Annotated in this window: 24 protein-coding genes and 1 pseudogene; 8 read left to right on the plus strand and 17 right to left on the minus strand. The window is 65.2% G+C overall.

The genetic code is table 11. The features are described 5' to 3' along the window. Positions 1-128 precede the first annotated feature (128 nt). Positions 129-1049 (plus strand): LysR family transcriptional regulator, encoded by a 921-nt coding sequence (locus GVL12_RS08490; RefSeq protein ID WP_159912824.1) that lies wholly within the window; start codon positions 129-131, stop codon positions 1047-1049. A 99-nt stretch (positions 1050-1148) separates the two neighbouring features. After that, positions 1149-1574: a thermonuclease family protein gene (locus tag GVL12_RS08495; RefSeq protein WP_159912826.1), complete on the plus strand. Its 426-nt coding sequence runs from the start codon at positions 1149-1151 to the stop codon at positions 1572-1574. A gap of 12 nt (positions 1575-1586) precedes the next feature. On the opposite strand, the gene GVL12_RS08500 is transcribed toward GVL12_RS08495, so the two are convergent. Both GVL12_RS08500 and GVL12_RS08505 read right to left on the minus strand, forming a co-directional pair. Then, the gene (locus GVL12_RS08500) at positions 1587-2000 is read right to left on the minus strand and encodes a hypothetical protein (protein ID WP_159912828.1); all 414 of its coding nucleotides are present in this window, start codon (positions 1998-2000) and stop codon (positions 1587-1589) included. Between the two features lie 103 nt (positions 2001-2103). Further along, positions 2104-2307, minus strand: coding sequence for a hypothetical protein (locus tag GVL12_RS08505; protein ID WP_159912830.1), 204 nt, complete (start codon positions 2305-2307; stop codon positions 2104-2106). A gap of 218 nt (positions 2308-2525) precedes the next feature. On the opposite strand from GVL12_RS08505, the gene GVL12_RS08510 reads away from it, so the two are divergent. Together GVL12_RS08510 and GVL12_RS26260 are read left to right on the plus strand one after the other, a co-directional pair. Further along, positions 2526-3557, plus strand: a complete 1032-nt coding sequence (locus GVL12_RS08510) for a porin (protein ID WP_159912832.1) — start codon at positions 2526-2528, stop codon at positions 3555-3557. Positions 3558-3800: 243 nt separating this feature from the next. Next, positions 3801-3962 carry a hypothetical protein gene (locus GVL12_RS26260; protein WP_200843599.1) on the plus strand — a complete coding sequence of 54 codons (162 nt, stop codon included), beginning with the start codon at positions 3801-3803 and terminating at the stop codon, positions 3960-3962. Between the two features lie 36 nt (positions 3963-3998). Here the strand turns inward: GVL12_RS26260 and GVL12_RS08515 are convergent, their stop codons facing one another. The 11 genes and pseudogenes from GVL12_RS08515 to GVL12_RS08560 form a co-directional block, all read right to left on the minus strand. Then, complete coding sequence (locus GVL12_RS08515; protein ID WP_159912834.1) at positions 3999-4742, minus strand: hypothetical protein; 744 nt, start codon at positions 4740-4742, stop codon at positions 3999-4001. Next, positions 4739-5728: an MlaD family protein gene (locus GVL12_RS08520; protein WP_159912836.1), complete on the minus strand. Its 990-nt coding sequence runs from the start codon at positions 5726-5728 to the stop codon at positions 4739-4741. The genes GVL12_RS08515 and GVL12_RS08520 overlap by 4 nt, the downstream gene beginning before the upstream one ends. Positions 5729-5761: 33 nt before the next feature. Then, positions 5762-6565 carry an ABC transporter permease gene (locus GVL12_RS08525; protein WP_159912838.1) on the minus strand — a complete coding sequence of 268 codons (804 nt, stop codon included), beginning with the start codon at positions 6563-6565 and terminating at the stop codon, positions 5762-5764. 48 nt (positions 6566-6613) lie between these two features. Next, positions 6614-7123, minus strand: a complete 510-nt coding sequence (locus GVL12_RS08530) for a disulfide bond formation protein B (protein WP_159912840.1) — start codon at positions 7121-7123, stop codon at positions 6614-6616. Between the two features lie 41 nt (positions 7124-7164). After that, complete coding sequence (locus GVL12_RS26865; protein ID WP_306770587.1) at positions 7165-7416, minus strand: TOBE-like domain-containing protein; 252 nt, start codon at positions 7414-7416, stop codon at positions 7165-7167. Next, positions 7408-8289: pseudogene (locus tag GVL12_RS08535) on the minus strand (sulfate/molybdate ABC transporter ATP-binding protein); the annotation flags it as partial. The gene GVL12_RS26865 and the pseudogene GVL12_RS08535, both read right to left, overlap by 9 nt. A 22-nt stretch (positions 8290-8311) precedes the next feature. Further along, positions 8312-9217, minus strand: coding sequence for a sulfate ABC transporter permease subunit CysW (cysW, locus tag GVL12_RS08540; protein ID WP_159912844.1), 906 nt, complete (start codon positions 9215-9217; stop codon positions 8312-8314). A gap of 5 nt (positions 9218-9222) precedes the next feature. Continuing rightward, on the minus strand, positions 9223-10128 hold the full coding sequence (gene cysT / locus GVL12_RS08545) for a sulfate ABC transporter permease subunit CysT (RefSeq protein WP_200843601.1): 906 nt from the start codon (positions 10126-10128) through the stop codon (positions 9223-9225). Positions 10129-10149: 21 nt separating this feature from the next. After that, a complete protein-coding gene (locus GVL12_RS08550; RefSeq protein ID WP_159912846.1) occupies positions 10150-11151 on the minus strand; it encodes a sulfate ABC transporter substrate-binding protein in 1002 nt (333 codons plus the stop codon). Positions 11152-11299: 148 nt separating this feature from the next. Beyond that, positions 11300-11875 (minus strand): alpha/beta hydrolase, encoded by a 576-nt coding sequence (locus GVL12_RS08555; RefSeq protein ID WP_159912848.1) that lies wholly within the window; start codon positions 11873-11875, stop codon positions 11300-11302. Between the two features lie 125 nt (positions 11876-12000). Further along, complete coding sequence (locus tag GVL12_RS08560) at positions 12001-12924, minus strand: LysR family transcriptional regulator (RefSeq protein ID WP_159912850.1); 924 nt, start codon at positions 12922-12924, stop codon at positions 12001-12003. 133 nt (positions 12925-13057) lie between these two features. On the opposite strand from GVL12_RS08560, the gene GVL12_RS08565 reads away from it, so the two are divergent. The 3 genes from GVL12_RS08565 to GVL12_RS08575 all read left to right on the plus strand — a co-directional run bounded on the left by GVL12_RS08565 (position 13058) and on the right by GVL12_RS08575 (position 16583). After that, positions 13058-13675, plus strand: a complete 618-nt coding sequence (locus tag GVL12_RS08565; protein WP_159912852.1) for an FMN-dependent NADH-azoreductase — start codon at positions 13058-13060, stop codon at positions 13673-13675. A gap of 180 nt (positions 13676-13855) precedes the next feature. Beyond that, the gene (locus GVL12_RS08570; RefSeq protein ID WP_159912854.1) at positions 13856-14230 is read left to right on the plus strand and encodes a hypothetical protein; all 375 of its coding nucleotides are present in this window, start codon (positions 13856-13858) and stop codon (positions 14228-14230) included. A gap of 250 nt (positions 14231-14480) precedes the next feature. Continuing rightward, complete coding sequence (locus tag GVL12_RS08575; RefSeq protein ID WP_200843602.1) at positions 14481-16583, plus strand: TonB-dependent receptor; 2103 nt, start codon at positions 14481-14483, stop codon at positions 16581-16583. A 57-nt stretch (positions 16584-16640) separates the two neighbouring features. On the opposite strand, the gene GVL12_RS08580 is transcribed toward GVL12_RS08575, so the two are convergent. Beyond that, positions 16641-17690, minus strand: coding sequence for an LLM class oxidoreductase (locus GVL12_RS08580; protein ID WP_200843603.1), 1050 nt, complete (start codon positions 17688-17690; stop codon positions 16641-16643). A 128-nt stretch (positions 17691-17818) separates the two neighbouring features. Between GVL12_RS08580 and gcvA the strand changes: the two genes are divergently transcribed. After that, the gene (gene gcvA / locus GVL12_RS08585) at positions 17819-18709 is read left to right on the plus strand and encodes a transcriptional regulator GcvA (RefSeq protein ID WP_200843604.1); all 891 of its coding nucleotides are present in this window, start codon (positions 17819-17821) and stop codon (positions 18707-18709) included. 33 nt (positions 18710-18742) lie between these two features. Here gcvA and GVL12_RS08590 read toward each other — a convergent pair whose 3' ends face one another. The 3 genes from GVL12_RS08590 to GVL12_RS08600 all read right to left on the minus strand — a co-directional run bounded on the left by GVL12_RS08590 (position 18743) and on the right by GVL12_RS08600 (position 21276). Then, complete coding sequence (locus GVL12_RS08590) at positions 18743-19366, minus strand: LysE family transporter (protein WP_159912858.1); 624 nt, start codon at positions 19364-19366, stop codon at positions 18743-18745. A 431-nt stretch (positions 19367-19797) separates the two neighbouring features. Next, positions 19798-20346, minus strand: coding sequence for an NADPH-dependent FMN reductase (locus GVL12_RS08595; protein WP_159912860.1), 549 nt, complete (start codon positions 20344-20346; stop codon positions 19798-19800). A 108-nt stretch (positions 20347-20454) separates the two neighbouring features. Then, on the minus strand, positions 20455-21276 hold the full coding sequence (locus GVL12_RS08600) for a MetQ/NlpA family ABC transporter substrate-binding protein (RefSeq protein WP_159912862.1): 822 nt from the start codon (positions 21274-21276) through the stop codon (positions 20455-20457). Positions 21277-21303 lie beyond the last annotated feature (27 nt).

Raw genomic sequence — 21303 nt, forward strand, 5'->3', positions numbered from 1 at the left:
TTGTCTCCTGGGTGATGAGGCCGCACAACGATGTATTCCTCATGGGCCCGATTGTTTTCGCCCCGCATCCATTCGACAAATGAATTGTTTAAAGTATCACCATTTGCGCCGCAAATTCATGAGGTGTTATGCGCTTTGACAAACTCGACCTGAACCTGCTCGTGGTGCTCGATGCGCTGCTGACCACGCGCAGCGTGACGCGCGCGGCGGAACGCGTCTTTCTCAGCCAACCCGCGACCAGCCTGTCCCTGAAACGGCTGCGCGAGTACTTCAAGGACGAGTTGCTGCAGCCCATCGGCAAATCCTTCGTGCTCACGCCCCTGGCCGCCGAGCTCGCCAAGCCCGTGCACGACGTGCTCTTGCGCGTGCAGGCGATCTCCCGGGCGCAGCCCACGTTCGATCCGGCCACGTCGCAGCGGCGATTCGTCATCGATTCCTCGGACTACGTCATCTCGGTGCTGCTGTCGGAAATGGTGAGGCGCGCAACCAGCGTCGCTCCCCGAATGGAGTTCGACCTGCGCACCCGCAGCCCGCAATCGCGCGAACTGCTCCAGGCCGGGGACATCGAACTGCTCATCACGCCGCAGTTCGCGATGGTGCCCGGACACCCTTCCGAATTGCTGTTCGAGGACACGTTCTCCTGCCTTGTGAGCCCCGGGCATTTCGGCAGTCACACACAGCTGACGGCAGAGCAGTACTTCGACGCCTCGCACATCGGCGTCGAATGGGGGGGCGGCCAGCGCCTGACCTATGACCAGCGGCTCATCGCCGTAGGCAAGCGTGCACGCCGGCAGGATGTGATCGCGCCGAGCTTCACCATCGTGCCGCACCTGCTGGTGGGCACGCCGCGCATCGCCACGTTGCCGACGCGGCTTGCCCGGCAGATCGCCGCGCGTTTTCCCCTGCGTGTCGTCGAATGCCCGGTGGAGATCCCCCCATTTGCCGAGCACATGCAATGGCATAAATACCAGGAGCGAGACCCGGCGATGGCCTGGCTGCGCGCACTGCTGATCGAAGTCGCGCAGGAAATGGAACCCAGGGCCGGTTGACACCATTTTTGCCAGATGCGCCGAGCGCAGTGCAATGGACACAGCGCCAGCCAAGGCTTTCATCGTGCCGCGTCCCGGCACCTGCGGCATCATGCGCAGATGATTGCGGCCGTGCTTGTCTGCCTGGTCGTCGGCATCAGCGATGGCGACACCCTGACCGTGCGCTGCGGGCAGCCCGCCCGCTTCGAGCAGCGCCAGGTGCGCATCCATGCGATCGATGCGCCCGAGCGTCATCAGTCCTTCAGCGAGGCATCGCGCGCCAGCCTGGCCAGGCTGTGCCTGAATATCCGCGCCCGGATCCGGCATGTGGACACCGACGGCTACGGGCGCACCATCGCCCAGGTCGAATGCCGTGGCGAGGATGTGGCCGAGCACCAGGTGCGCTGTGGCATGGCCTGGGTGTACACGCGCTACGCCGGCACGCGCACCGATCTGCTCGCGCTGCAGGCCCGCGCGCGTTCGGCGCGCTCGGGCCTGTGGGCCGACGCGCACCCGATCCCCCCCTGGGTCTGGCGGCGCCGATAAAGGGCGCCGCGCTCAATAGCAGGCTTCGAACTCTTCCTCCGTCTGGCGCTCCAGATCGCGCAGCCAAAGAACGCCTGCGCGCTTGGTGAACTTGAAATGTCGCTGGACCAATCGATCGGTCAGGAAGCACTCGCTGCGCACTTGCACGCCGTCGCTCACCACGACCACCGGTTCGGTCGCCCGGCACACCATGGCGTCCAGGCTGTTGCCCTGCTCGGGATTCATGTATCCATAGCGAAAAAACCGGGGCTGCACGACGAGATAGGCCGGTGAGGCCAGGCCCGCGCGCTCCCGGCGCAGGCAGCTCTCCGAAGAACGGTTGGCCAGATAGCTGCCGACAAACTCATCGGGAATCAGGTAATCGGGCGCGGCGCTCGCACTGCCCAAGGCAAGCGCGCCTATGCAGGCGATGACATGTTTGCGCATACGCCCCCTCCCTCAAAGTAATCAGAGTCTGGAAATATAATAGCCGCCACCTATCAAATCAATCATCCGATACCCTATGTTCATAGAGTGGCGCACGAGACGTTCACAGCGGCGCTCTGTCGCCCGAAGCGATCCGCCGGATGGCCTCCAGCGCCGCGTCCCGTGTGGGCCAGGTTTCCCCGTTGAGCAGGATGTTGTGCTCATCCACGACGAAACTGGCGCAATACCAGACGCCGTCCGCCTGGCAGAGCGTGGCACTGTAGCTGCTGCCATCGTTCTCGCCAAAGACGTTTTCTTCGGACTGCATACAGACCTCCTTGTACGTATCAGTAAGCCCATTGTGGGGCGCGAGCGGCGCGACGGCAACCGGGATGCTGTGGACGGCGCCAGGCACCACTTGTTGGTGGCAGGCAACATTCATTGCTGCGTCATAAGCATATGTTCACGCAGGACGGGTCCTACGCGCAAAGCTGGCACAGCTCTTGCTATATTCACATTTCCTAAGCTTTTATTACAGGAGTCCCTATGAAGAAGTCCCTGCTCGCCCTGGTTGCAGCCCTTGCATGCGCCGGCGCAGCACAAGCCCAAAGCACGGTGCAAATCTCTGGCCTGGTCGATGTCTACGCTGGCTCCATGCGCCAGTCCGGCAGCGCCGGGCGCACCAGCACCGTCGGTTCGGGTGGCATGACTACATCGTGGCTGGGCTTCTCGGGCAAGGAAGATCTGGGCAACGGCCTCAAGGCCGAGTTCGTCCTGTCCTCCTTCCTGCGCGCCGACGTCGGCAACCTGGGCCGCTACGATGGCGACCCGGCCTTCTCGCGTGACGCCAACGTCGCGCTGTCGGGCGGCTTCGGTACGCTGCGCCTGGGCCGCTCCAAGGCCCCCAACTTCCTGCCCACCATCCTGGCCAACCCCTACGGCGACTCCTTCACCGTGTCGCCCCTGGTGCTGCACGCCAACATGGCCAGCCTGCCCGCCTGGGGCTTCGGCAACCTGACCACGCCGGCCGACACCGGCTGGAGCAACCAGGTGACCTATTCCACGCCCAGCATCGGTGGTCTGAGCGCCAACCTGCACTACCAGTTCGGCGAACAAGGTGGCGATACGGGCAAGGGCAATGTCGGCGTGAACCTGATGTACTTCGGCGGCCCGCTGACGCTGCTGGGCTTCTACGAGCACGTCAAGATCAGCAACCCGGTGAACCCCGCGCCCATCAACACCAAGACCGACTGGATGCTGGGCGGCGCCTATGACTTCAGCGTCGTCAAGGCCTATGCCACCTACGGCCAGGCCGAAGTCGATGCAACGAACTTCGAAGCCCGCACCATTTCCCTGGGCCTGGATCTTCCGGTGATGAGCAAGGCCGGCACCGTGAAGGCCGCCGTCGCCCGCACCAAGGTGGAAGGCCCGGCCAACGCCACGCGCACCACCGCCAGCCTGGGCTACGACCACTTCCTGTCCAAGCGCACCGATCTGTACGCTGTGACCATGCACGACAAGATCACCCACCTGAAGTCGGGCACCAGCCTGGTGCTGGGCGTGCGCCACCGCTTCTGATCGGCCCCGTCCGCGTGCATGCCTGCGCGCATGCACGCCCCCCAAAAAGCGAAGCCCCGTGCTTCGCTTTTTTTTGGACCGGCATTCGCGGCGTCGCGGGTGGCAAGCGCACGCGTATTTGTCCCACAACGCGGGCCGAGGATTCAGGTTGCAATCGAGAGGTTGCAGGATGGAAGGAATACCGTCCGCACGGTTTCTCGATTCGCCCTTGTCCCTGTCGCCACTCCCTCTTCAGGAGGCCCCATGCAAGCCTTCCTCTCGATCAACCGCCACCCCCTTGTGGCATTCGCCATCACCGTGGTGCTGGCCATCGCATCGATGACCTTGATGCTCTGGATAGACAACGCCGCCCAGGCGGCCGACAGCCTGCAGGTGGTCGACCTGTTCACGCTGCTGGAAGAATAGGCGCCCGGCCCGGCGCCTGGGTTCTGCGTTCCGCGTTCAGCGTCCGGTTTCCGGCCGCGGATGGGACGCCGGCGCGGCCCCTGCCTGAGCTTCGAGCACACGCACCCGACGCTCCAGTCGCTGCGCGCGCTCCACATCCCCGGCCTGCTGCGCCTGCCGCGCAGACAGCAGCAGCCACGCCAGCAGCGGACGTCGCCAGCCCTGGGCGGACGCGGTGTCCACGGCTTCAGCCAGCAGCGCCTGCGATGGCCCCTGCGCGCGCAGCACCACCGAGGCCGCGAGCAGACGCGACAGCGGTGCTTCCACTGCGCTTACCGCGGCAAGCGCAGCCGCCCGGTCGCCGCGGGTCAAGGCCCGCGCCACCGGCTGCTGCGCTGCGGGCAGCTGTGCCATTTGCTGCACCGACAATGGCAGCGCCTGCAGATAGTGCGCATAGGCCTGCTCGGGCGGCTCGGCATCGACGGCCAGCGCCAGATAGTCCCCGCATTCGTTCCATTGCAGGCTTGCATGCTCGACCGCGCAGCGCATGAGCGCGAGCCGCGCCAGCAGTTGCGGGCTGGCCGTGCGCTCGACTTCGGCGCGCGCACGGCTCCATTCGAGCGTCTGCACGCGCTGGTCGGCGCGCAGATAGGCCTGGGTGGCGCGCTCGGATGCCGACTCGGCATTCAGCGCCCAGTCGGCGGCAGGCGGTTTCTGGCTGCAGGCGACAAGCGCACAGCCCAGCACGGCAATGGCTGACCAGCGGGCCAGGGGCGCGGAAAAATGGGGCGTCGAGGTCATGGCAGTTCAAGCTCCGGCTGGCGCGCAAACGGCCATTTGCGCTGGATGTCGCCAAGAATGCCTTCGAGGCGGCGCAGATTGCCTTCGACTTCGCTGCGCAGCGCACCCAGGTCGCTGGTTGCCTCCCGGGCATTGGCGCCCACGGCCTGGGCTTCAACCAGCACCGCGTCGACTTTTTGCAGGCTCTGGCGCGTGTCCGCGAGCAGCCCGTTGAGCTGCACCACGGTAGCGCGCACTTCGGGCATGACGCCGTCGGCGTCGAACACCTGGCGGTCGGCGCGCACCACGAGCTGCTCCATGCGCGCGATCAAGGCATTCGCACGCTCGAGCGTGGCCACCACCTTGCGCGCATCGGCCTCGTTGCCCATGAGCACGCCCAGCGCCCCGCCAGGCCCCTGCAGGCGTTCGGCCAGCGACTGGACCTGGCCCAGGGCGCCGCCCAGCGCCGAGTCCTGGGCCGTCATCGCGCCCAGATTGGCCAGCAACTCCTTGGCCGAGGCCATGATCTGCGGGATCTCCGCCGTGGCATCGCCGCGCAGCACGGGCCGCACCGCGTCTTCGGCCAGCGCCGGGTCCGTGAGAATGCCGCTATAGGCCTTGATGGTCGTGCCGCCGACCAGGCCGCGCACCAGCGTGAAGACGCTGGTTTCGCGCAGCCAGTGCGCATCCTTGCGCGGCACGTCGACGACGATGCGCACATTGCCATCCTCGGCCAGCTCGATGCGGCGCACGCGCCCGATCGGAAAGCCCGAGAACGTCATGTCCATGCCCACCACCACCCCTTCCGAATCGTCGGTGGTCAGGACGAGCTGCTGCGTGGGCTCGAAAGCGCCGCGCGAATACAGCAGGTACAGCGCCGAGCCAAGCACCAGCACCAGCGTGAACAGCAGCAGCGCCGCGGCCTTGGCGCGCAGATGGGCCACGGGGCGCAGCTCGGCAGGAGAATGCGCCGCGGCCGCGCCGGCATCCGATTCATGGGTGTCCATGGTGATTTCCGAACATAGCCAAGCTCCAAAACATCAATAGTAATTGCCCATGAGCGACAGGATTTCAATCAGCAGCAGCACCGCAAACATCCGCGCCAGACCGCCGAGCTCGCGCCCTTCCTGGCGCAGCCGCGGCAGCGGCGAATACCAGCCCGACGCCAGCGGAATCAGCGCCACGGCCAGGCTGAAGAACAAGGTCTTGAGCGTGAACACCAGCGTCACGACCGGCGAGAACACATGGCCGAAAAGCCGGGTATAGGCCGGCAGGCCCGCGAGGTTGAAACCATAGACGCTCAGATACACCGTGACCAGCGCCACCACACAGCTCAGCGCCGCGAGCGTCAGGCAGGCAAACAGGCCGCCGACGGCACGCGGCAGCAGCTCGCTGCGCACCGGGTCCAGCCCGTGCCGGTGCAGTGCCTCGGCGCGCCCGCGCAGGCGCAGTTGCACCAGCTGCGTTCCATTGGGAATGGTGTAGCGCATGGCAACGAACAGGCAGGCCGTCAGCGGAATCAATTCGAGCACCAGCACCCGCACCACCATTTCAAGCGCGTAGCGCGAAAGCCCGTAGCTCAGCGCGGTGACGATCACGATGCGCGTGATCACCGCGCACAGCAGCGCCGCGAGCGCCGTGAAGCCCAGCAGTACCGGCCCGGTCTGCACATACAGCTGGTAGGCCATGCGCGCGCGCGACTGGCCGCGATAGCTTGACGGCGACAGCAGCAGCACGAGGATCACGGCGCCAAGATAGACGCTGCGCCACCAGGCCGCCGCGGTCTCGCAGGCGCTGTCCCAGATGCGCGCGGCAAGGCCCAGCGTGGAGTGGCTCAGATTCATGCAGGCATGATACGGTGCGCGACGGGCGGCGCAGTCGCCCGCAGGGAGTTAACGGGCTGCGCGCTGACGCCAGAACACCGCAACCAGCGCCAGCCCCATCACCGCAAAGCAGATGAACGACCAGTTGGCGATCGAGCCGCCGAGGAAGGTCCAGTCGATGGCCGTGCAGTCGCCCGAGCCGCGAAAGATCATGGGAATCGCGCGGCTCAAGGGGTAGTTCTCGACCATGCCGTAGAAGTCACGGCCGCAGGTCGCGATCTCGGGCGGGTTCCATTGCAGCCAGCTCTGGCGCGCGGCAACAAAGGCGCCAAAGCCCGAACTCAGCAGCGCCAGGCCGCCCCAGCCCAGCAGCCAGCCGCGGCCGCCGCGCAGGCTGGCGACGCCGGTGAACACCGCCACGCCGATCAGCGCGTAGCGCTGCACTATGCACATCGGGCAGGGCTCCAGCCCCTGGCCGTACTGCAGGTACATGCCGAACGCGAGCATCGCCACGCAGACCGCGCAGATCAGCGCCAGCACCCGGCGCGGTGCCGTTTCCATCCAGTTCCACAACACCATTTCTTGTCCTTCAAAGGCCGCAGCGCGGCCCTTGCGGACCGTCAGATGCCTGCAGCCTGGTCAATAAACACCCGGGTCCTGCGCGGTGTCACCACCAGCGTTTCGCCTTCCTTGAAACCCAGTTCCTTGAACTGATGCGCGGGAATCTGCGCTTCGATCAAGGCATCCTCACCGTTCTGGGTGGTTGAATGATTATCGTCGGCGGGAATAAGTTCCAGGCGCGCGATCGGGCCGACCACAATCGCCCGCTCGAGCCGCGCGACGATGCCGCGCGGGCGGCCCTGGGCATCGATGTTCTGGCCCGGCGAATAGCGCTCGACATCGAGGTCGTGCGGGCGCACATAGGCAAAGGCTTTCGCATCCTTGGCCTGGTCGGCCTCGGGCGCGTCGATCTCTATGCCGCTCATGTGCACCAGGCCCTCGTTGGCGCGGCCGTGGAACAGGTTCACGTCGCCCAGGAACCCGTAGACGAACGGGCTCGCGGGATTTTCCCAGACTTCCTGGGGCGAGCCGCTTTGCTCGACCTTGCCCTGGTTGATGACCACCACCCGGTCGGCCACTTCGAGCGCCTCTTCCTGGTCGTGGGTCACGAAGATCGAGGTCACATGCAGTTCGTCATGCAGGCGGCGCAGCCAGCGGCGCAGTTCCTTGCGCACCTTGGCGTCGAGCGCACCGAACGGCTCGTCGAGCAGCAGCACCTTGGGCTCGACGGCCAGCGCGCGCGCCAGGGCGATGCGCTGGCGCTGTCCGCCCGACAGTTGCGAGGGATGGCGGTCGGCGAGCCAGTCGAGCTGCACCAGCTTGAGCAGGTCCATCACCTTGGTGCGGATCTGCGCTTCGCTGGGGCGCTCCTTGCGCGGCTTGACGCGCAGGCCGAAAGCCACGTTCTCGAACACGGTCATGTGGCGAAACAGCGCATAGTGCTGGAACACGAAGCCCACGTTGCGCTCGCGCACATGCACGTCGGTCGTGTCTTCGCCGCTGAAATGGATGGAGCCCACGTCGGGCGCTTCGAGCCCGGCGATGATGCGCAGCAGCGTGGTCTTGCCGCAGCCCGAAGGGCCGAGCAGCGCGATCAGTTCGCCGGACTGTATGTCCAGGCTCACATCACGCAGTGCCTGGAAACTGCCGAACTGCTTGCTGACATTGCGGATTTCGATACTCATGGTGCTTCTTCTTTCAGGCAGTTCAGGCAGGCGTGACCAGCGGCGTGGGCCGCTCGGGAGGCAGGTCGGCCACAGCGGCCTGCTCGCGCTCCGCGCGCCATTCGGCGATCGACTTGATGACCAGGGTCACGAGCGCCAGCAGCGCCAGCAACGAGGCGGCGGCAAAGGCCGCGACCGACTGGTACTCGTTATAGAGAATTTCCACATGCAGCGGAATGGTGTTGGTCTGGCCGCGGATGTGGCCCGAAACCACCGACACCGCACCGAATTCGCCCATGGCGCGTGCATTGCACAGGATCACGCCATACAGCAGGCCCCACTTGATGTTGGGCAGCGTGACCTTGTAGAAAGTCTGCCAGCCGGTGGCGCCGAGCACGATGGCCGCCTGCTCCTCGTCGCTGCCCTGGGCCTGCATCAGCGGAATCAGCTCGCGGGCGATGAACGGGAAGGTCACGAAGATCGTCGCCAGCACGATGCCGGGCACGGCGAAGATGACCTTGATGTCGTTGGCCTGCAGCCACGAGCCCATCCAGCCGTGGGAGCCGAACATCAGCACATAGGTCAGGCCCGCGACCACGGGCGATACCGAGAACGGCAGGTCCACCAGCGTGGTCAGAAAGGCCTTGCCGCGGAACTCGTACTTGGCGATGCACCAGGCTGCGGCGACGCCGAACACCAGGTTCAGCGGCACGGCAATGGCGGCCGTCAGCAAGGTGAGCTTGATCGCCGACCAGGCATCGGGCTCGCGCAGGCCTTCGATGTAGGCGCCAAAGCCCTTGCGCAGCGCCTCGGTGAACACCGCGGCCAGCGGCAGCACCAGGAACAGCAGCAAAAAGACCATGGCGATGCCGATCAGCGTCCAGCGCACCCAGGGTGCTTCGGTCGTGCCGGCCTTGGCGCGGCGCACCGCGTTGCGTGAAGAGGTCATGCCGCTCATGCCGGTGCTCCCGCGTTGCGGCGCTGCCAGGCTTGCAGCGCATTGATGATCAGCAGCAGCACAAAGGAGATGACCAGCATCACCACCGCCACGGCGGTCGCGCCCGCATAGTCATATTGTTCGAGCTTGCCGATGATGATCAGCGGCGTGATTTCGGAAATCATGGGCATGTTGCCGGCGATGAAGATCACCGATCCATATTCACCGACGGCGCGTGCAAACGCCATCGCGAAACCGGTGAGCAGCGCGGGCGTGATGCTCGGCAGTATCACCTTGACGAAAATCTGCAGGCGCGTCGCGCCCAGGCTGGTCGCGGCCTCTTCGAGCTCCTTTTCCGCGTCTTCCAGCACCGGCTGCACCGTACGCACGACGAACGGCAGGCCGATGAAGATCAGCGCGATCACGATGCCCGCAGGCTTGAACGCCAGCTGGATGCCCAGGGGCTCGAGGTAGCGGCCTATCCAGCCGTTGCCCGCGAGCAGCGCCGTCAGCGAAATGCCGGCCACGGCCGTGGGCAGTGCGAACGGCAGGTCGACCAGCGCGTCGACGATCTTCTTGCCCGGGAACTTGTAGCGCACCAGCACCCAGGCGATCAGCAGGCCGAACACCAGGTTGACCAGCGCCGCGATCAGCGAGGCGCCGAACGTCAGGCGGTAGGACGCCATGACCCGCGGCGAGCTCACGGCCTCCCAGAACTGGGGCCAGGTCATGGTGAAGGTCTTGAAGACCAGCGCCGACAGCGGGATCAGCACGATGATGCTGAGATAGAACAGCGTGTAGCCCAGCGTCAGCCCGAAGCCGGGCAGCACGCGCTTGGCGCCACGGCCACGGCGCGGCGCCACTGGGGCGCCCGGGGTAGCAGCGGGAGATGCGGCCGAAGCCGAGTTAGCAGCGAATGCCATGGTGCAGGTGCGCGCGCCGGCTTACTTGCCAAGCGTGTAGAGCTTGTCGAACTGTCCACCGTCGTTGAAGTGCACCTTTTGTGCGTCAGACAGCGAACCGAAGTACTTGCCCACGGTGAACTGCTTGAGCGGCTTGAACGTCGCGGCATGCTTCTTCAGCACGGCTTCCGAGCGTGGGCGCAGCGCATGCTGGGCGGCGATCTCCTGGGCTTCATCCGAGTACAGGTAGTCCAGGTATTCCTTGGCCAGCGTGCCCGTGCCCTTCTTGGCGACGGTGCGCTCGACCACGGCCACGGGGTTCTCGGCGATGATCGAAGAGGACGGGTACACGGCCTGGACCTTGCCCTTGCCGAATTCGCGGTCGATGGAAATCACTTCCGACTCGAACGTGATCAGCACGTCGCCGATATTGCGCTGCAGGAAGATCGCGGTCGCGTCACGCCCGCCCTTGCCCAGCACGGGCACGTTCTTGTAGAGCTTGCCGACGAATTCCTCGGCCTGGGCATCGGTGCCGCCCTTTTCGCGCACTGCGCCCCAGGCCGCGAGATAGGCATAGCGGCCGTTGCCGCCGGTCTTGGGGTTGACCACCACGACTTGCACGCCGGGCTTGATCAGGTCGTCCCAATCCTTGATGTTCTTGGGGTTGCCGTTGCGCACCAGGAACAGCATGGTCGAGGTCGTGGGCGACGCGTCGTTCGGGAACTTCTTGCTCCAGTCCTTGGCGACCACGCCGGTGCTGGCGAGGAATTCGATGTCCGTCGTGGTGTTCATGGTCACCACGTCGGCGTCCAGGCCGTCGTTGACGGCGCGCGCCTGGGCGCTGGAGCCCGCGTGCGACTGGTCGATCTTCACGTCCTTGCCCGTGGTTTTCTTGTAATGCGCGGCAAAGGCGGTGTTGTAGTCCTTGTAGAACTCACGGGCCACGTCGTACGACACATTGAGCAGCTGGTTCTGGGCCATCGCTGCGCCGCTGGCCGCGAAGGCAAGGCTGGCCAAAACTGTCTTGAGAGTCAAAGATTTCATGGTTGCAAAGCCTGGAACGTGAAGAAGTGTTTCATTGTCTGAAGTTCGCCTTCAAACTCAAACGAATATATTCTTGTTAATTAATCATCTTTTGGCATATAGAGCCTGAAACCTGGCGCCAGCGTGATTGCGGCCGCCCTATCGAAGCTCAAGCCTGGAGTGCGAAAGGATCGGCTGGCGTCGAAGACCAGGCCAGGCCTGCGGTCAACGACTGCAGCAGCGCCAGCCCCAGAGGCCAGGCGCCATGGCCCGACTCGACATTCACATGGCCCGCGTTCTGCAGCCGCACCAGCTCGCTGCCCCAGGCGCGCGCGTAGGCGCCGGCCAGGCGGATCGGACAGAACGGGTCGTTGCTGCTGGCCACGAGCACACTGCGGTAAGGCAGCGCCGCCGCGGGCACGGGGGAAAAATCGATGAGCTGGGCGCGGCGCTCGGGGTCGGCGGGCGCGACCAGCAGCGCGCCGGCGACGCGTTCTGCGGCCTCGGGACCGATCTGCGTGGTGGCGATGCAGCCCAGGCTGTGGGCGACGATCACCACCGGCTCGGGATGCGCGAGCACATGCTCTTCGAGGCGCCGGACCCAGGCGTCGCGGTGGGGCGTGATCCAGTCATCCTGCACCACCCGCTCTGCGCCGGGCAATTGCGCGGCCCAGAGGCTTTGCCAATGACCGGGGCCTGAGTCGCGCCAGCCGGGCACGATCAAAATGCGGGGGGGTTTATCCATGCCAGTTCTCCTTGAACGGACATTGTCTGCAGCTTGGTCCAAAATCCCAACGAACCATTGGTTGTTATCTTATGGCCCGGACGCACAGCCGCACGCGCGCTGGAGCCGCCCCCCATGCGCACGGCTCACGCCGCGCCGCTGCCGGAAGAGATGCTGCTGCCCGGCATGGTTTCGGCGAGAAAGTCGAGAAAGCTGCGCACCGCGGGCGACAGGCCGCGCCGCGACGGGAAGACCGCGTGCACCACACCCTGCGGCGGCGACCAGTCGGGCAGCAGATGCACGAGACGGCCATCGGCCAGTTCGTCATGGCACATATAGTCAGGCAGCCAGCCCATGCCCGTGCCAGCCAGCACCGCGAATTTCAAGGTCAGCAGGTCATCCACGACATAGCGCGGCTGGTGCTGCAGCGTGTATTCCTGGCCATCGGGGCCGCTGAGCAGCAGGCTCGAGCGCCCGTCGACCGCCGACATCGCAACGCTGTCGAGCCGGCCCAGCTCCTGCAGCCGGCCGGGCGTGCCCTGGCGGCGCAGCAGATCGGGGCTGGCAACGAGCACCTGGCGCGAAATGTCCAGGCGTTTGACCACCATGCTGCCGCTGTCATCGAGCGAAGTGCGCACGCGCAGCGCCACATCGATGCTTTCCTCGACCAGGTTCACGGCCCGGTTGGTGACCTGCATGTCCACCCGCAGCAGCGGATGGCGCGCGAGGTAGACCGGCATCAGCTCGCCGAGCACGGTCTGCGCAATCGTCACCGGGCAACTCACACGCAGCGTGCCGCAGGGTTCGGTCTGCACCTGGGCCACGGTGTCGGCCGCGGCCTGGGCCGCATCGCGCATCACCTGGCAGTGGCGCAGATAGGCCTCGCCGACTTCGGTCAGGGAGAGCTTGCGCGTGGTGCGCTGCAGCAGCCGCACGCCCAGCCGCCCTTCGAGTTCGGCGACACGGCGCGACAGCCGTGATTTGGGGATGCCGAGTGCCCGCCCGGCCGCCGCGAAGCCGCCGCGCTCCACGACTTCGGCGAAATACAGCATGTCGTTGAGATCGTTCATTCAAGCACCTTGTCTCGCTGATAGAACAATCTATCGCATTTAAAGCAGCTTATCAAAGATTCATCACGCCGGCACAATCTATACCAAGCCTTCACCGGCAAGCATCCATTTCTCGAAATTCAAGGAGCCTTCCATGCAACTGCTGCACATCGATTCCGCCATCACCGGCGACATGTCCGTTTCCCGCGACCTGAGCGCACGCACCGTGCAGGCATGGGCACAGGCCCATCCCGGCCTCAACGTCGACTACCTCGACCTGGCGCAGGATGCTCCCAGCCACCTGTCGGCGGTGTCCCTGGGTTTTCGCACCGGCCAGAGCGCCACGACCGAAGCCGAGCGCCTTGAAAACGCCGTGTCCGAGAAGCTCGTGAGCCAGTTCCTGGCCGCGGACGTGGTGGTGATCGGCGCGCCCTTCTACAACTTCAGCATTCCCAGCCAGCTCAAGGCCTGGATAGACCGCATCGCACAATCCGGCCGCACCTTCCGCTACACCGCCGCCGGCCCCGAAGGCCTGGCCAAGGGCAAGACGGTGATCGTGGTGTCCACCCGCGGCGGCGTGTACTCGACGTCCGAAGGCGGCCGTGCGATGGAACACCAGGAAAGCCTGCTGCAGACCGTGCTGGGCTTCCTGGGCGTGACCGATGTGCGCTTTGTGCGCGCCGAAGGCATCGCCATGGGCCCCGAGGCCAAGGCCGCGGCCCTGGCCGAGGCCGAGCAGGCCATCCACAGCCAGCTCGCACTGGCCGCCTGAACGACGCGGCGCATCGCCGCGCCGCCCGTTGATCGCCCTGCTCGGACATTGCCCCCAATGTCATCGACAGGGCGGTTTTTTTTGTTAGGCTCGAGGCTCTGCGGTGAAAGCCTGTAGCGACGTCCCCGTGTCGGTCCAGGTTGCAGCGCCCCGTTACCACCTAACCATTGACGCTCTCCCATGCCTTCCGCCCCGCAGCGCCCGCGCAAACACACCGATGAATCGTTCGTCATCACGGCCGTGACCATAGGTCTGATTTCCTGCATCGCCCTGGGCTACCTGCTGGACTGGTATCTGGAAAACCGCAATACCCGTGAAATGAACCGGGCCAAGACCGAGGTGTACCAGCAGTACCTGCACAACACCCCGTCCCAGCAGCCCAAGCCCCTGCCCGAAGCGCTCGCAGAGCGCCTCAAGGTACGCGACCAGCTGCTGGCCCATCCGGCCGTCAAGCCGGGTCCCGGTTTCACTGCGCCTGGCGTGCAGAGCACGGGCAAGGCCATCATCGATGCCATCGACCTGGTACAGGACCGCCAGGCATCGCCCCGCTTTTGATCAACACCTCTTCCACATAATTAACCACGGACCTATTGGTGTTTACACCAGTTCGTGAAGATTTGTGACCGCTCTGTGGCATTCTTCGGCCGCTGCCGTTGATTGCCGGGCGCCATGCGCGCCCTGGCGACGCTACCATCCCCATCTGGATATTTGAATGAATGCTGCGCAGGCCTTTGCGTGGCTGCGCTGCGCATGGCCGCAGCCAGCCTGCGCAGAGGCCGGCGCGGGCATGAAAAGGTTTTTTGACATGACACTGCATCACCTGCGCTGGGTTGCCGGCCTTCCCGTCCTGGTCGGCGGCATGTATGGCATCGCCATCGCCCAGCCCACCACCGAAGCCCGGCTGCCTGAAATCACGGTGCACAGCACGCTGGGCGGCACCTCGCTCGAACAGACGCCGGCCTCCGTGACCGTGATCGACGCCGAGCAGATGCGCGAGCGCCAGTTGCAGGTGAACCTGTCGGAAAGCCTGTCCGGCGTGCCGGGCCTGCAGATCAACAACCGCCAGAACTACGCCCAGGACCTGCAGCTGTCGGTGCGCGGCTACGGCGCGCGCTCCACTTTCGGCCTGCGCGGCGTGCGCCTGTATGTCGACGGCATTCCCGCGACCATGCCCGACGGCCAGGGCGCGCTGTCGCACATCGACATCGCCAGCCTGGAGCGCGTCGAAGTGCTGCGCGGCCCCTACTCGGCGCTGTATGGCAACTCGGCCGGCGGCGTGATCAGCATGTACACCGAAACCCCCGAAGGCCGGCCCAGCGTCGAAGGCGGCTTCTCCATGGGCAGCAATGGACAAAAGCGCCTCTCCGGCAAGGCCAGCGGCCAGACGGCCCAGGGCCTGAGCTACCTGCTCAGCGCCAGCCGCTACCTGACCGATGGTTACCGCGACCACAGCGCGGCCGACCGCAACGTGGCCAACGCCAAGCTGTCCACCGCCATCGGTGATGATTCGCGCCTGACCCTCGTCGCCAACAGCATGAAGTCGAGTGCGCAGGACGCACAGGGCCTGACCTGGGAGCAGTGGCAGGCCAATCCGCGCCAGGCATCCTCCGTCGCCCAGACGTTCAACACCCGCAAGACGCTGGAGCAGAGCCAGGTCGGCGCCACCTACGAGCGCCGCCTGAGCGGCACGCACAGCCTGTCCTTGACGGCCTATGCAGGCCATCGTTCGATGGAGCAATACCAGTCGCTGCCCATCGCCGCCCAGGCCCCGGCCGGCCATGCGGGCGGCGTGATCGACATGTCGCGCGACTACGCCGGCCTCGACGCGCGCTGGACCGGTGTTTTCAATGACGCCCCCGTGCCCGTGACCGTCACGGCCGGCCTGGCGTTCGACACCATGAAGGAAGACCGCCAGGGCTACGAGAACTTCATAGCCAGCCAGCTCGGCGTCAAGGGTGGGCTGCGCCGCAACGAAGACAACACCGTCACCAGCATAGACCCCTATGTGCAGGCGACCTGGCAACTCGCCCCCACCTGGAGCCTGGGCACGGGCCTGCGCTACAGCCATGTGAAGTTCGAGTCCGAAGACCGCTACATCCGCGCCGGCAACCCCGATGATTCGGGCTCCGTGACCCACAGCCAGGCCCTGCCCGTGCTGTCGCTATCGCACCAGCTCACACCCGAAAAGACGGTCTATGCGAGCGCCGGCCGCGGCTTCGAGACGCCGACCTTTGCCGAGCTGTCGTACCGCACGGGCAGCATAGGCGGCCTGAACCTGGATCTGCAGCCCAGCGCCAGCACCCAGTATGAAATCGGCTTTCGCGAACGCCTGACCGGCGCCGTCAAGGGCGGCTGGAGCGCGGCCGTGTTCCATTCACGCACCAGCGACGAAATCGTCAGCGCCGGCGCGAGCAATGGCCGCACGACCTACCGCAACGCCGGCGACACGCGCCGCCAGGGGCTCGAGCTGCAGGCCGACCTGCGCCTCGCGCCCCAGTGGAAAGTGCAAGCTGCCTACACCTACCTCGATGCCACGTTCCGCGAGGCCTCGGGCAACGCTGCCGCCGGCAACATGCTGCCCGGCCTGTCCAGGCAGCGCCTGTCGCTGGGCCTGGACTACGACCTGACGCCCGAATGGCGCCTGGGCGTGTCGGCCGAGCACGCAAGCAAGGTCTATGTGAACGACGCCAACAGCGCCACCGCTCCCGGCTACACCGTGGCCGCGGCCAGCGTGGGCTACCGCAAGGTCATGGGCCCCTGGACGCTGCGCGCCTTTGCGCGTGTCGACAACCTGTTCGACCGCAAGCATGTGGGCTCGGTCATCGTCAACGACGGCAACAGCCGCTTCTTCGAAAGCGCCCCGGGCCGCCAGTGGATGACGGGCGTGAGCGCGGCCTACCAGTTCTGAACAATACCGCCTCTGCGAGATGGGCGCCGGTCCTGCAAAAGGCCGGCTGCCCCGCTCCTACCAGGCACTCGCGATCGCCGCCGGCCCCGCGTGCGAAGGAAACCGCGGCAGCACATCCTCGGCCAGCTCCTGAATGACGTCCGCGGCCGGCCGCTGCGAGAACTGTATGCCCAGCGCCGCATGGTTGACGCCTGCGCGCTGCCATTCCTCGAGCAGCGCAATCAAGCCCTTGCGGCCCGTGCGCAGCATAAAACCGCCGCGCATTGGCGTGCGCGGGTGATAGGGATCCTCCACCAGATCCAGCCACTCATTGGTCATGTGCGGCCGAAAACCGCCGTCGGGAATCAGCGCACGCCAGGCGCTGATCTTCTGCGCCAGGCGCAGCGGCCCCTGGGGCACATGCGTGGCTTCGGGATAGGTCAGCCAGCCATCGGCCTGCGCGGCAATCCAGTCGAGCGATTGACCGGACGAGCTGGTGACAATCAACGGAATGGCGCCGGTCGCGGGCTTGGGCAGCAGCGCGGCGGCGTCGATGCGGCCCAGCGGGGAGTCAATGGACGGACTGTCGGCCCGAAGGAGATCGCGGAAATATCCGACCGACTGCGCAAACCGCGCTCCGCGCTCGGAGTGTTCAATGCCGTAGGCCGGAAACTCGGTCGGGCGGTCGCCGGACGCAACGCCCAGCACCAGCCGGCCGCCCGACAGCTGGTCTATGCTTGCCGACGCCTTGGCCAGGTCGATGGGGTGGCGCAGCGAAAAGACCGCGCTGCCGGTCGCAAGCGCCACCCGCCGGGTGCGCGCCGCGAGAAACGCGAGGTAGGTGAACGCGTCGAACACCTGCCCGGCATCGCCGAACGACGGGTCGAACAGCGGCACGTCGCGCACCCATACGGCGGCAAAGCCATGGCGGTCGATATCCGCCACCAGGTCCGCCTGCCCGGCAAGCACCCGCATGTCGCCCTGGTAGAAGCGCAGCGGCAAAAAGATGCCCAGGGTCAGTTGATCGGGCGCGAACATGCGGCGGTAGCCGGGGTGGGTGGAAAACGATGCGAAGGATGCTCCGACGGAATGCGGCTGTATCGTGGATTCGCCCGGAAAATGGTTCATTCGTGGTCTTTGATAAATATAGATTAACTAAATCAATAAGCTGCTTTAAAGCCCCACAATATTAGCTTTCTAATAAATGAATTAAAACCGATCATTTCTCCCCCATGAATTTAGAAAAACTAAACTTTGTGGGTGCCACACCCCCCCTGCTCGCATTGCGCGCCTTTGTTGAAGTCGGCCAGCGCGGCAGCATCAAGGCCGCGGCCCAGGCACTGCACGTCACCTCGGGTGCGGTCAGCCAGCAGATCCGGCTGCTCGAGGACCGGGTCGGCGTCACGCTGTTCACGCGCGAGCGCCAAGGGCTGCGCCTCACCGAAGCCGGGGCCAGCGTCCACCCTGCACTGCTCCAGGCCTTCGCGCAGATCGCGCAGGCCATGCAGTCGCTCGAACAGACCAAGGCCAGACCCACGCTCACGGTGAGCACCGTCGCCACTTTTGCCGCGTCATGGCTGGTGCCGCGCCTGGGCCGGTTCAAGCAGCGCCATCCCAAAATCGAAGTGCGCGTCGAAGCGACCTCCGCTCTGGTGGACATGCGCCAGGGCCGGGTCGATGTCGCGCTGCGCCACGGGCTGGGTGCCTATCCGGGACTCGCCGTCACGCGGCTGATGGCGCCCGTGCTGGTGCCTGTGGCCCGCCCCGGCCTGGTAGGTAGCAATGCGCAGCTGGCCACGCCTGAAGACTGCCTGGGCTACGCGCTGCTGCACGATGGCGATCGCGCGGACTGGCCTCTGTGGTTCGCCGCGCATGGCGTGGCGCCAGACGCACGCGCCGAACGCGGCACGGCGTTCGAGGATGACTTCCTGCTGATACGCGCGGCCGAAGCCGGCCAGGGCCTGGCGCTGGTACCGCAGGAATATGCGCGTGATGAGATCGCCGCGGGCCGGCTGGTGCAGGTGCTAGCCAAACCCTGGCCCGCGCGCTTTGCCTACTATCTGGTCACGCAACCCGATGCCCGGCAGCGCCCCGAAGTCAAGGCCTTTGTCGACTGGATTCTCGAAGAGGCACAGGGCCCGGGCTGATGCCCGCGCCGCGCGCGCGCATGGCGTGCGGCCTTACCGGCTCGTCGCCAGGCGCACGCCAAGACCCACCAGCGCCGCGCCCATCAGTGCATCGATGGGGCGGCGGATGCGCAGGTAGACGGCACGTACGCTGTCTACAGAAAAAAATGTGGCCAGCAGGCCCAGCCATAGGCCGGTGATGGTCCCCACCAGGCCCACGACGGTGAGGTACACCCAGGCGGGCGCCTCCACCGGCAACAGGGTCACGAACAAGGTCGCGAAAAATGTGGCCGTCTTGGGATTGGTCAGGCCCACCAGCAGCCCGCGCCGCCAGGCTGGGCCCGCGCCGGCAACGGATGCCTTGGCGATTGCGCCGTCGGCCGGCGGTTTCTGGAATGCCCCTATCAGCATGCGTATGCCCAGGTAAGCCAGATAGGCCGCGCCCGCCATGCGGATGAACTCATAGAGCCAGAACATCTCCTGGATGAGCAAGCCGAAACCGAGAATGGCCAGGGTCGCCCAGACGGTGACGGCACAGGCAATGCCCAGGCCCACGAACACGCCTGACCTTCGGTCCTGCAGCGAATGCGAGGTGACCGCCACGAAGTCGGGGCCGGGGCTGGCACAGGCCAGAAGAATGATGCCGCAAAGCGTGATCAGTTGAGGCAGGTAGTCCATGAAATCTCCACAAGGCAGCTTCAAGCATAGCCTGCCTAGCCTCCGAATACCGGCCCTTCGACAAGCGCTCAAGAAACAGCTTTATTTGTCAAATAAATCAATGACTTAGAAAGGACGTAATTTGAGAAAACAGCAGCTGACTATGGGCGGCCTACTCTCAAAATACCGACCCTTCGATCCTTCGACGGGCTCAGGACTCAGGGCGAGCGGTGGTTTAGGGCAAGATGGAAAGCTCCGTTCGGGCTGAGCCTCGCTCGGCGCGCCCGTCGAAGCCCCGGTATTCAAGAAACCGGTCTCACTCCCCGCTGTTTCTTGTCAACGCATTGCGAGGCTTTGCCTCGCTTACCCCGCTCAGGGCGAACAGGGAATCCGTTCGTGGTGAGCCCCCCCTCGCCGGGCGCGTCGAACCATGAACGGCCCGCCCTCAGAAATCAAGCATTGCACTTGACCCACTCGACATACCGGTGCAGCCAGGCCTGGAAGAAATCGTGGCTCGCCTTGCCTATGGTCCCATCCTCGTTGAACAGCCCATCCTTGGCCTGGATGAACATTTCGGGCTGGCCCAGCAGCGGTACGTCCAGATAGGCCAGCACATTGCGCAGGTGCTGCTGCGCGAGCGCCGTGCCCGTCGCGCCCACCGATACGCCCAGCACCGCGCCGGGCTTGCCGGCCCACACGCTCTGGCCGTACGGCCGCGAGCCCTGGTCCAAAGCGTTCTTGAGCACGCCGGGAATCGAGCGGTTGTATTCGGGCGTCAGGAACAGCAGCGCATTGGCGCCGGCAATCTGCGCGCGAAAGCGCTTCACGGCCTCGACCTCGTTGCCGTCGGCGTCCTGGTTGTAGAGGGGCAAGGTATCGATCGCGATTTCCTCGAAGCTGAAACCTTCGGGCGCCATGCGCGCAATGGCCTGTGCCAGCTTGCGGTTGAACGATTCCTTGCGCAAGCTTCCCACAATGACGGCGACTTGGTATTGGCTCATGAGCACTCCTTAGGGCAAAACGAAAAAGGGCTTCCTATTATGGAAGCCCTCGGCGGCAACACGGGTGGGCAACGTCCTACAAAGTGCGACGTGCCTGTGGCCAGCGATTTACTGCAGGAACGAAGGCTTGGCGTAACCCTGGAACTTGCTGTCCACGACGGCCTTGTACTCGTTCGAGCGGTAGGCGGCTTCGAGGTCCTTGGCCCAGGCCGAATCCTTGTCGGCGCGCTTGACCGCGACCACGTTCAGATAGTGGTCAGGGGTCTTCTCGAGCTTGACGGCTTCGGTCAGCTTCAGGCCCGAGGAAATCGCGAAATTGCCGTTGATGATGGCGTACTCGGTGTCACCCAGCGAACGCGGCAGCTGCGCGGCTTCGAGTGGGATGAACTTGAGCTTGCGCGGGTTCTCGAGCAAGTCCTTTTCCGAGGCGCGCAGCGGGTCGATGCCGGGCTTGATCTTCACGAGCTGGTTCTGCTCGAGCAGCACCAGTGCGCGCGCCAGATTGCTGGGATCGTTGGGCAGGGTCACGCGGTCGCCGGTCTTGGCTTCGGCCAGCGTCTTGCGGCTGGTCGAATAAACACCCAGGGGCGCGATCGGGCCCTGCACCAGCTCGACCAGGTCGAGCTTCTGATCGGCCGCGAATTTCTGCAGGTACACGCGGTGCTGGAAGAAGTTCGCATCGAGCGAGCCCTGGGCCAGCGCCAGGTTGGGCTGGACGTAATCGTTGAATTCAACCAGCTTGACCTTGTAGCCCTTCTTTTCCAGGATGGGCACGATGCCTTGCTTGAGCTGGTCGATGTTCGAACCGGCGGTTCCGCCGATGACCAGTTCCTTCTTGGCCTGGGCCTGCACGGGCGCCGTCAGGCCGACAAGGGTCACTGCAGCCACGGCAGCTGCCAGCAGGGAACGACGCACAACCAAATTCTTCATCACAAACCTCTTTCCAAAAGAGAAACA

The sequence above is a fragment of the Pantoea sp. 18069 genome (assembly GCF_902706035.1).
Lineage (GTDB): Bacteria > Pseudomonadota > Gammaproteobacteria > Burkholderiales > Burkholderiaceae_C > Comamonas.

Bases quoted from the DNA above. Each gene is read 5' to 3' on its own strand.
- GVL12_RS08490 (WP_159912824.1), top strand. From the start codon at position 129: ATGCGCTTTGACAAACTCGACCTGAACCTGCTCGTGGTGCTCGATGCG.
- GVL12_RS08495 (WP_159912826.1), top strand. From the start codon at position 1,149: ATGATTGCGGCCGTGCTTGTCTGCCTGGTCGTCGGCATCAGCGATGGC.
- GVL12_RS08500 (WP_159912828.1), bottom strand. From the start codon at position 2,000: ATGCGCAAACATGTCATCGCCTGCATAGGCGCGCTTGCCTTGGGCAGT.
- GVL12_RS08505 (WP_159912830.1), bottom strand. From the start codon at position 2,307: ATGCAGTCCGAAGAAAACGTCTTTGGCGAGAACGATGGCAGCAGCTAC.
- GVL12_RS08510 (WP_159912832.1), top strand. From the start codon at position 2,526: ATGAAGAAGTCCCTGCTCGCCCTGGTTGCAGCCCTTGCATGCGCCGGC.
- GVL12_RS26260 (WP_200843599.1), top strand. From the start codon at position 3,801: ATGCAAGCCTTCCTCTCGATCAACCGCCACCCCCTTGTGGCATTCGCC.
- GVL12_RS08515 (WP_159912834.1), bottom strand. From the start codon at position 4,742: ATGACCTCGACGCCCCATTTTTCCGCGCCCCTGGCCCGCTGGTCAGCC.
- GVL12_RS08520 (WP_159912836.1), bottom strand. From the start codon at position 5,728: ATGGACACCCATGAATCGGATGCCGGCGCGGCCGCGGCGCATTCTCCT.
- GVL12_RS08525 (WP_159912838.1), bottom strand. From the start codon at position 6,565: ATGAATCTGAGCCACTCCACGCTGGGCCTTGCCGCGCGCATCTGGGAC.
- GVL12_RS08530 (WP_159912840.1), bottom strand. From the start codon at position 7,123: ATGGTGTTGTGGAACTGGATGGAAACGGCACCGCGCCGGGTGCTGGCG.
- cysW (WP_159912844.1), bottom strand. From the start codon at position 9,217: ATGACCTCTTCACGCAACGCGGTGCGCCGCGCCAAGGCCGGCACGACC.
- cysT (WP_200843601.1), bottom strand. From the start codon at position 10,128: ATGGCATTCGCTGCTAACTCGGCTTCGGCCGCATCTCCCGCTGCTACC.
- GVL12_RS08550 (WP_159912846.1), bottom strand. From the start codon at position 11,151: ATGAAATCTTTGACTCTCAAGACAGTTTTGGCCAGCCTTGCCTTCGCG.
- GVL12_RS08555 (WP_159912848.1), bottom strand. From the start codon at position 11,875: ATGGATAAACCCCCCCGCATTTTGATCGTGCCCGGCTGGCGCGACTCA.
- GVL12_RS08560 (WP_159912850.1), bottom strand. From the start codon at position 12,924: ATGAACGATCTCAACGACATGCTGTATTTCGCCGAAGTCGTGGAGCGC.
- GVL12_RS08565 (WP_159912852.1), top strand. From the start codon at position 13,058: ATGCAACTGCTGCACATCGATTCCGCCATCACCGGCGACATGTCCGTT.
- GVL12_RS08570 (WP_159912854.1), top strand. From the start codon at position 13,856: ATGCCTTCCGCCCCGCAGCGCCCGCGCAAACACACCGATGAATCGTTC.
- GVL12_RS08575 (WP_200843602.1), top strand. From the start codon at position 14,481: ATGACACTGCATCACCTGCGCTGGGTTGCCGGCCTTCCCGTCCTGGTC.
- GVL12_RS08580 (WP_200843603.1), bottom strand. From the start codon at position 17,690: ATGAACCATTTTCCGGGCGAATCCACGATACAGCCGCATTCCGTCGGA.
- GVL12_RS08590 (WP_159912858.1), bottom strand. From the start codon at position 19,366: ATGGACTACCTGCCTCAACTGATCACGCTTTGCGGCATCATTCTTCTG.
- GVL12_RS08595 (WP_159912860.1), bottom strand. From the start codon at position 20,346: ATGAGCCAATACCAAGTCGCCGTCATTGTGGGAAGCTTGCGCAAGGAA.
- GVL12_RS08600 (WP_159912862.1), bottom strand. From the start codon at position 21,276: ATGAAGAATTTGGTTGTGCGTCGTTCCCTGCTGGCAGCTGCCGTGGCT.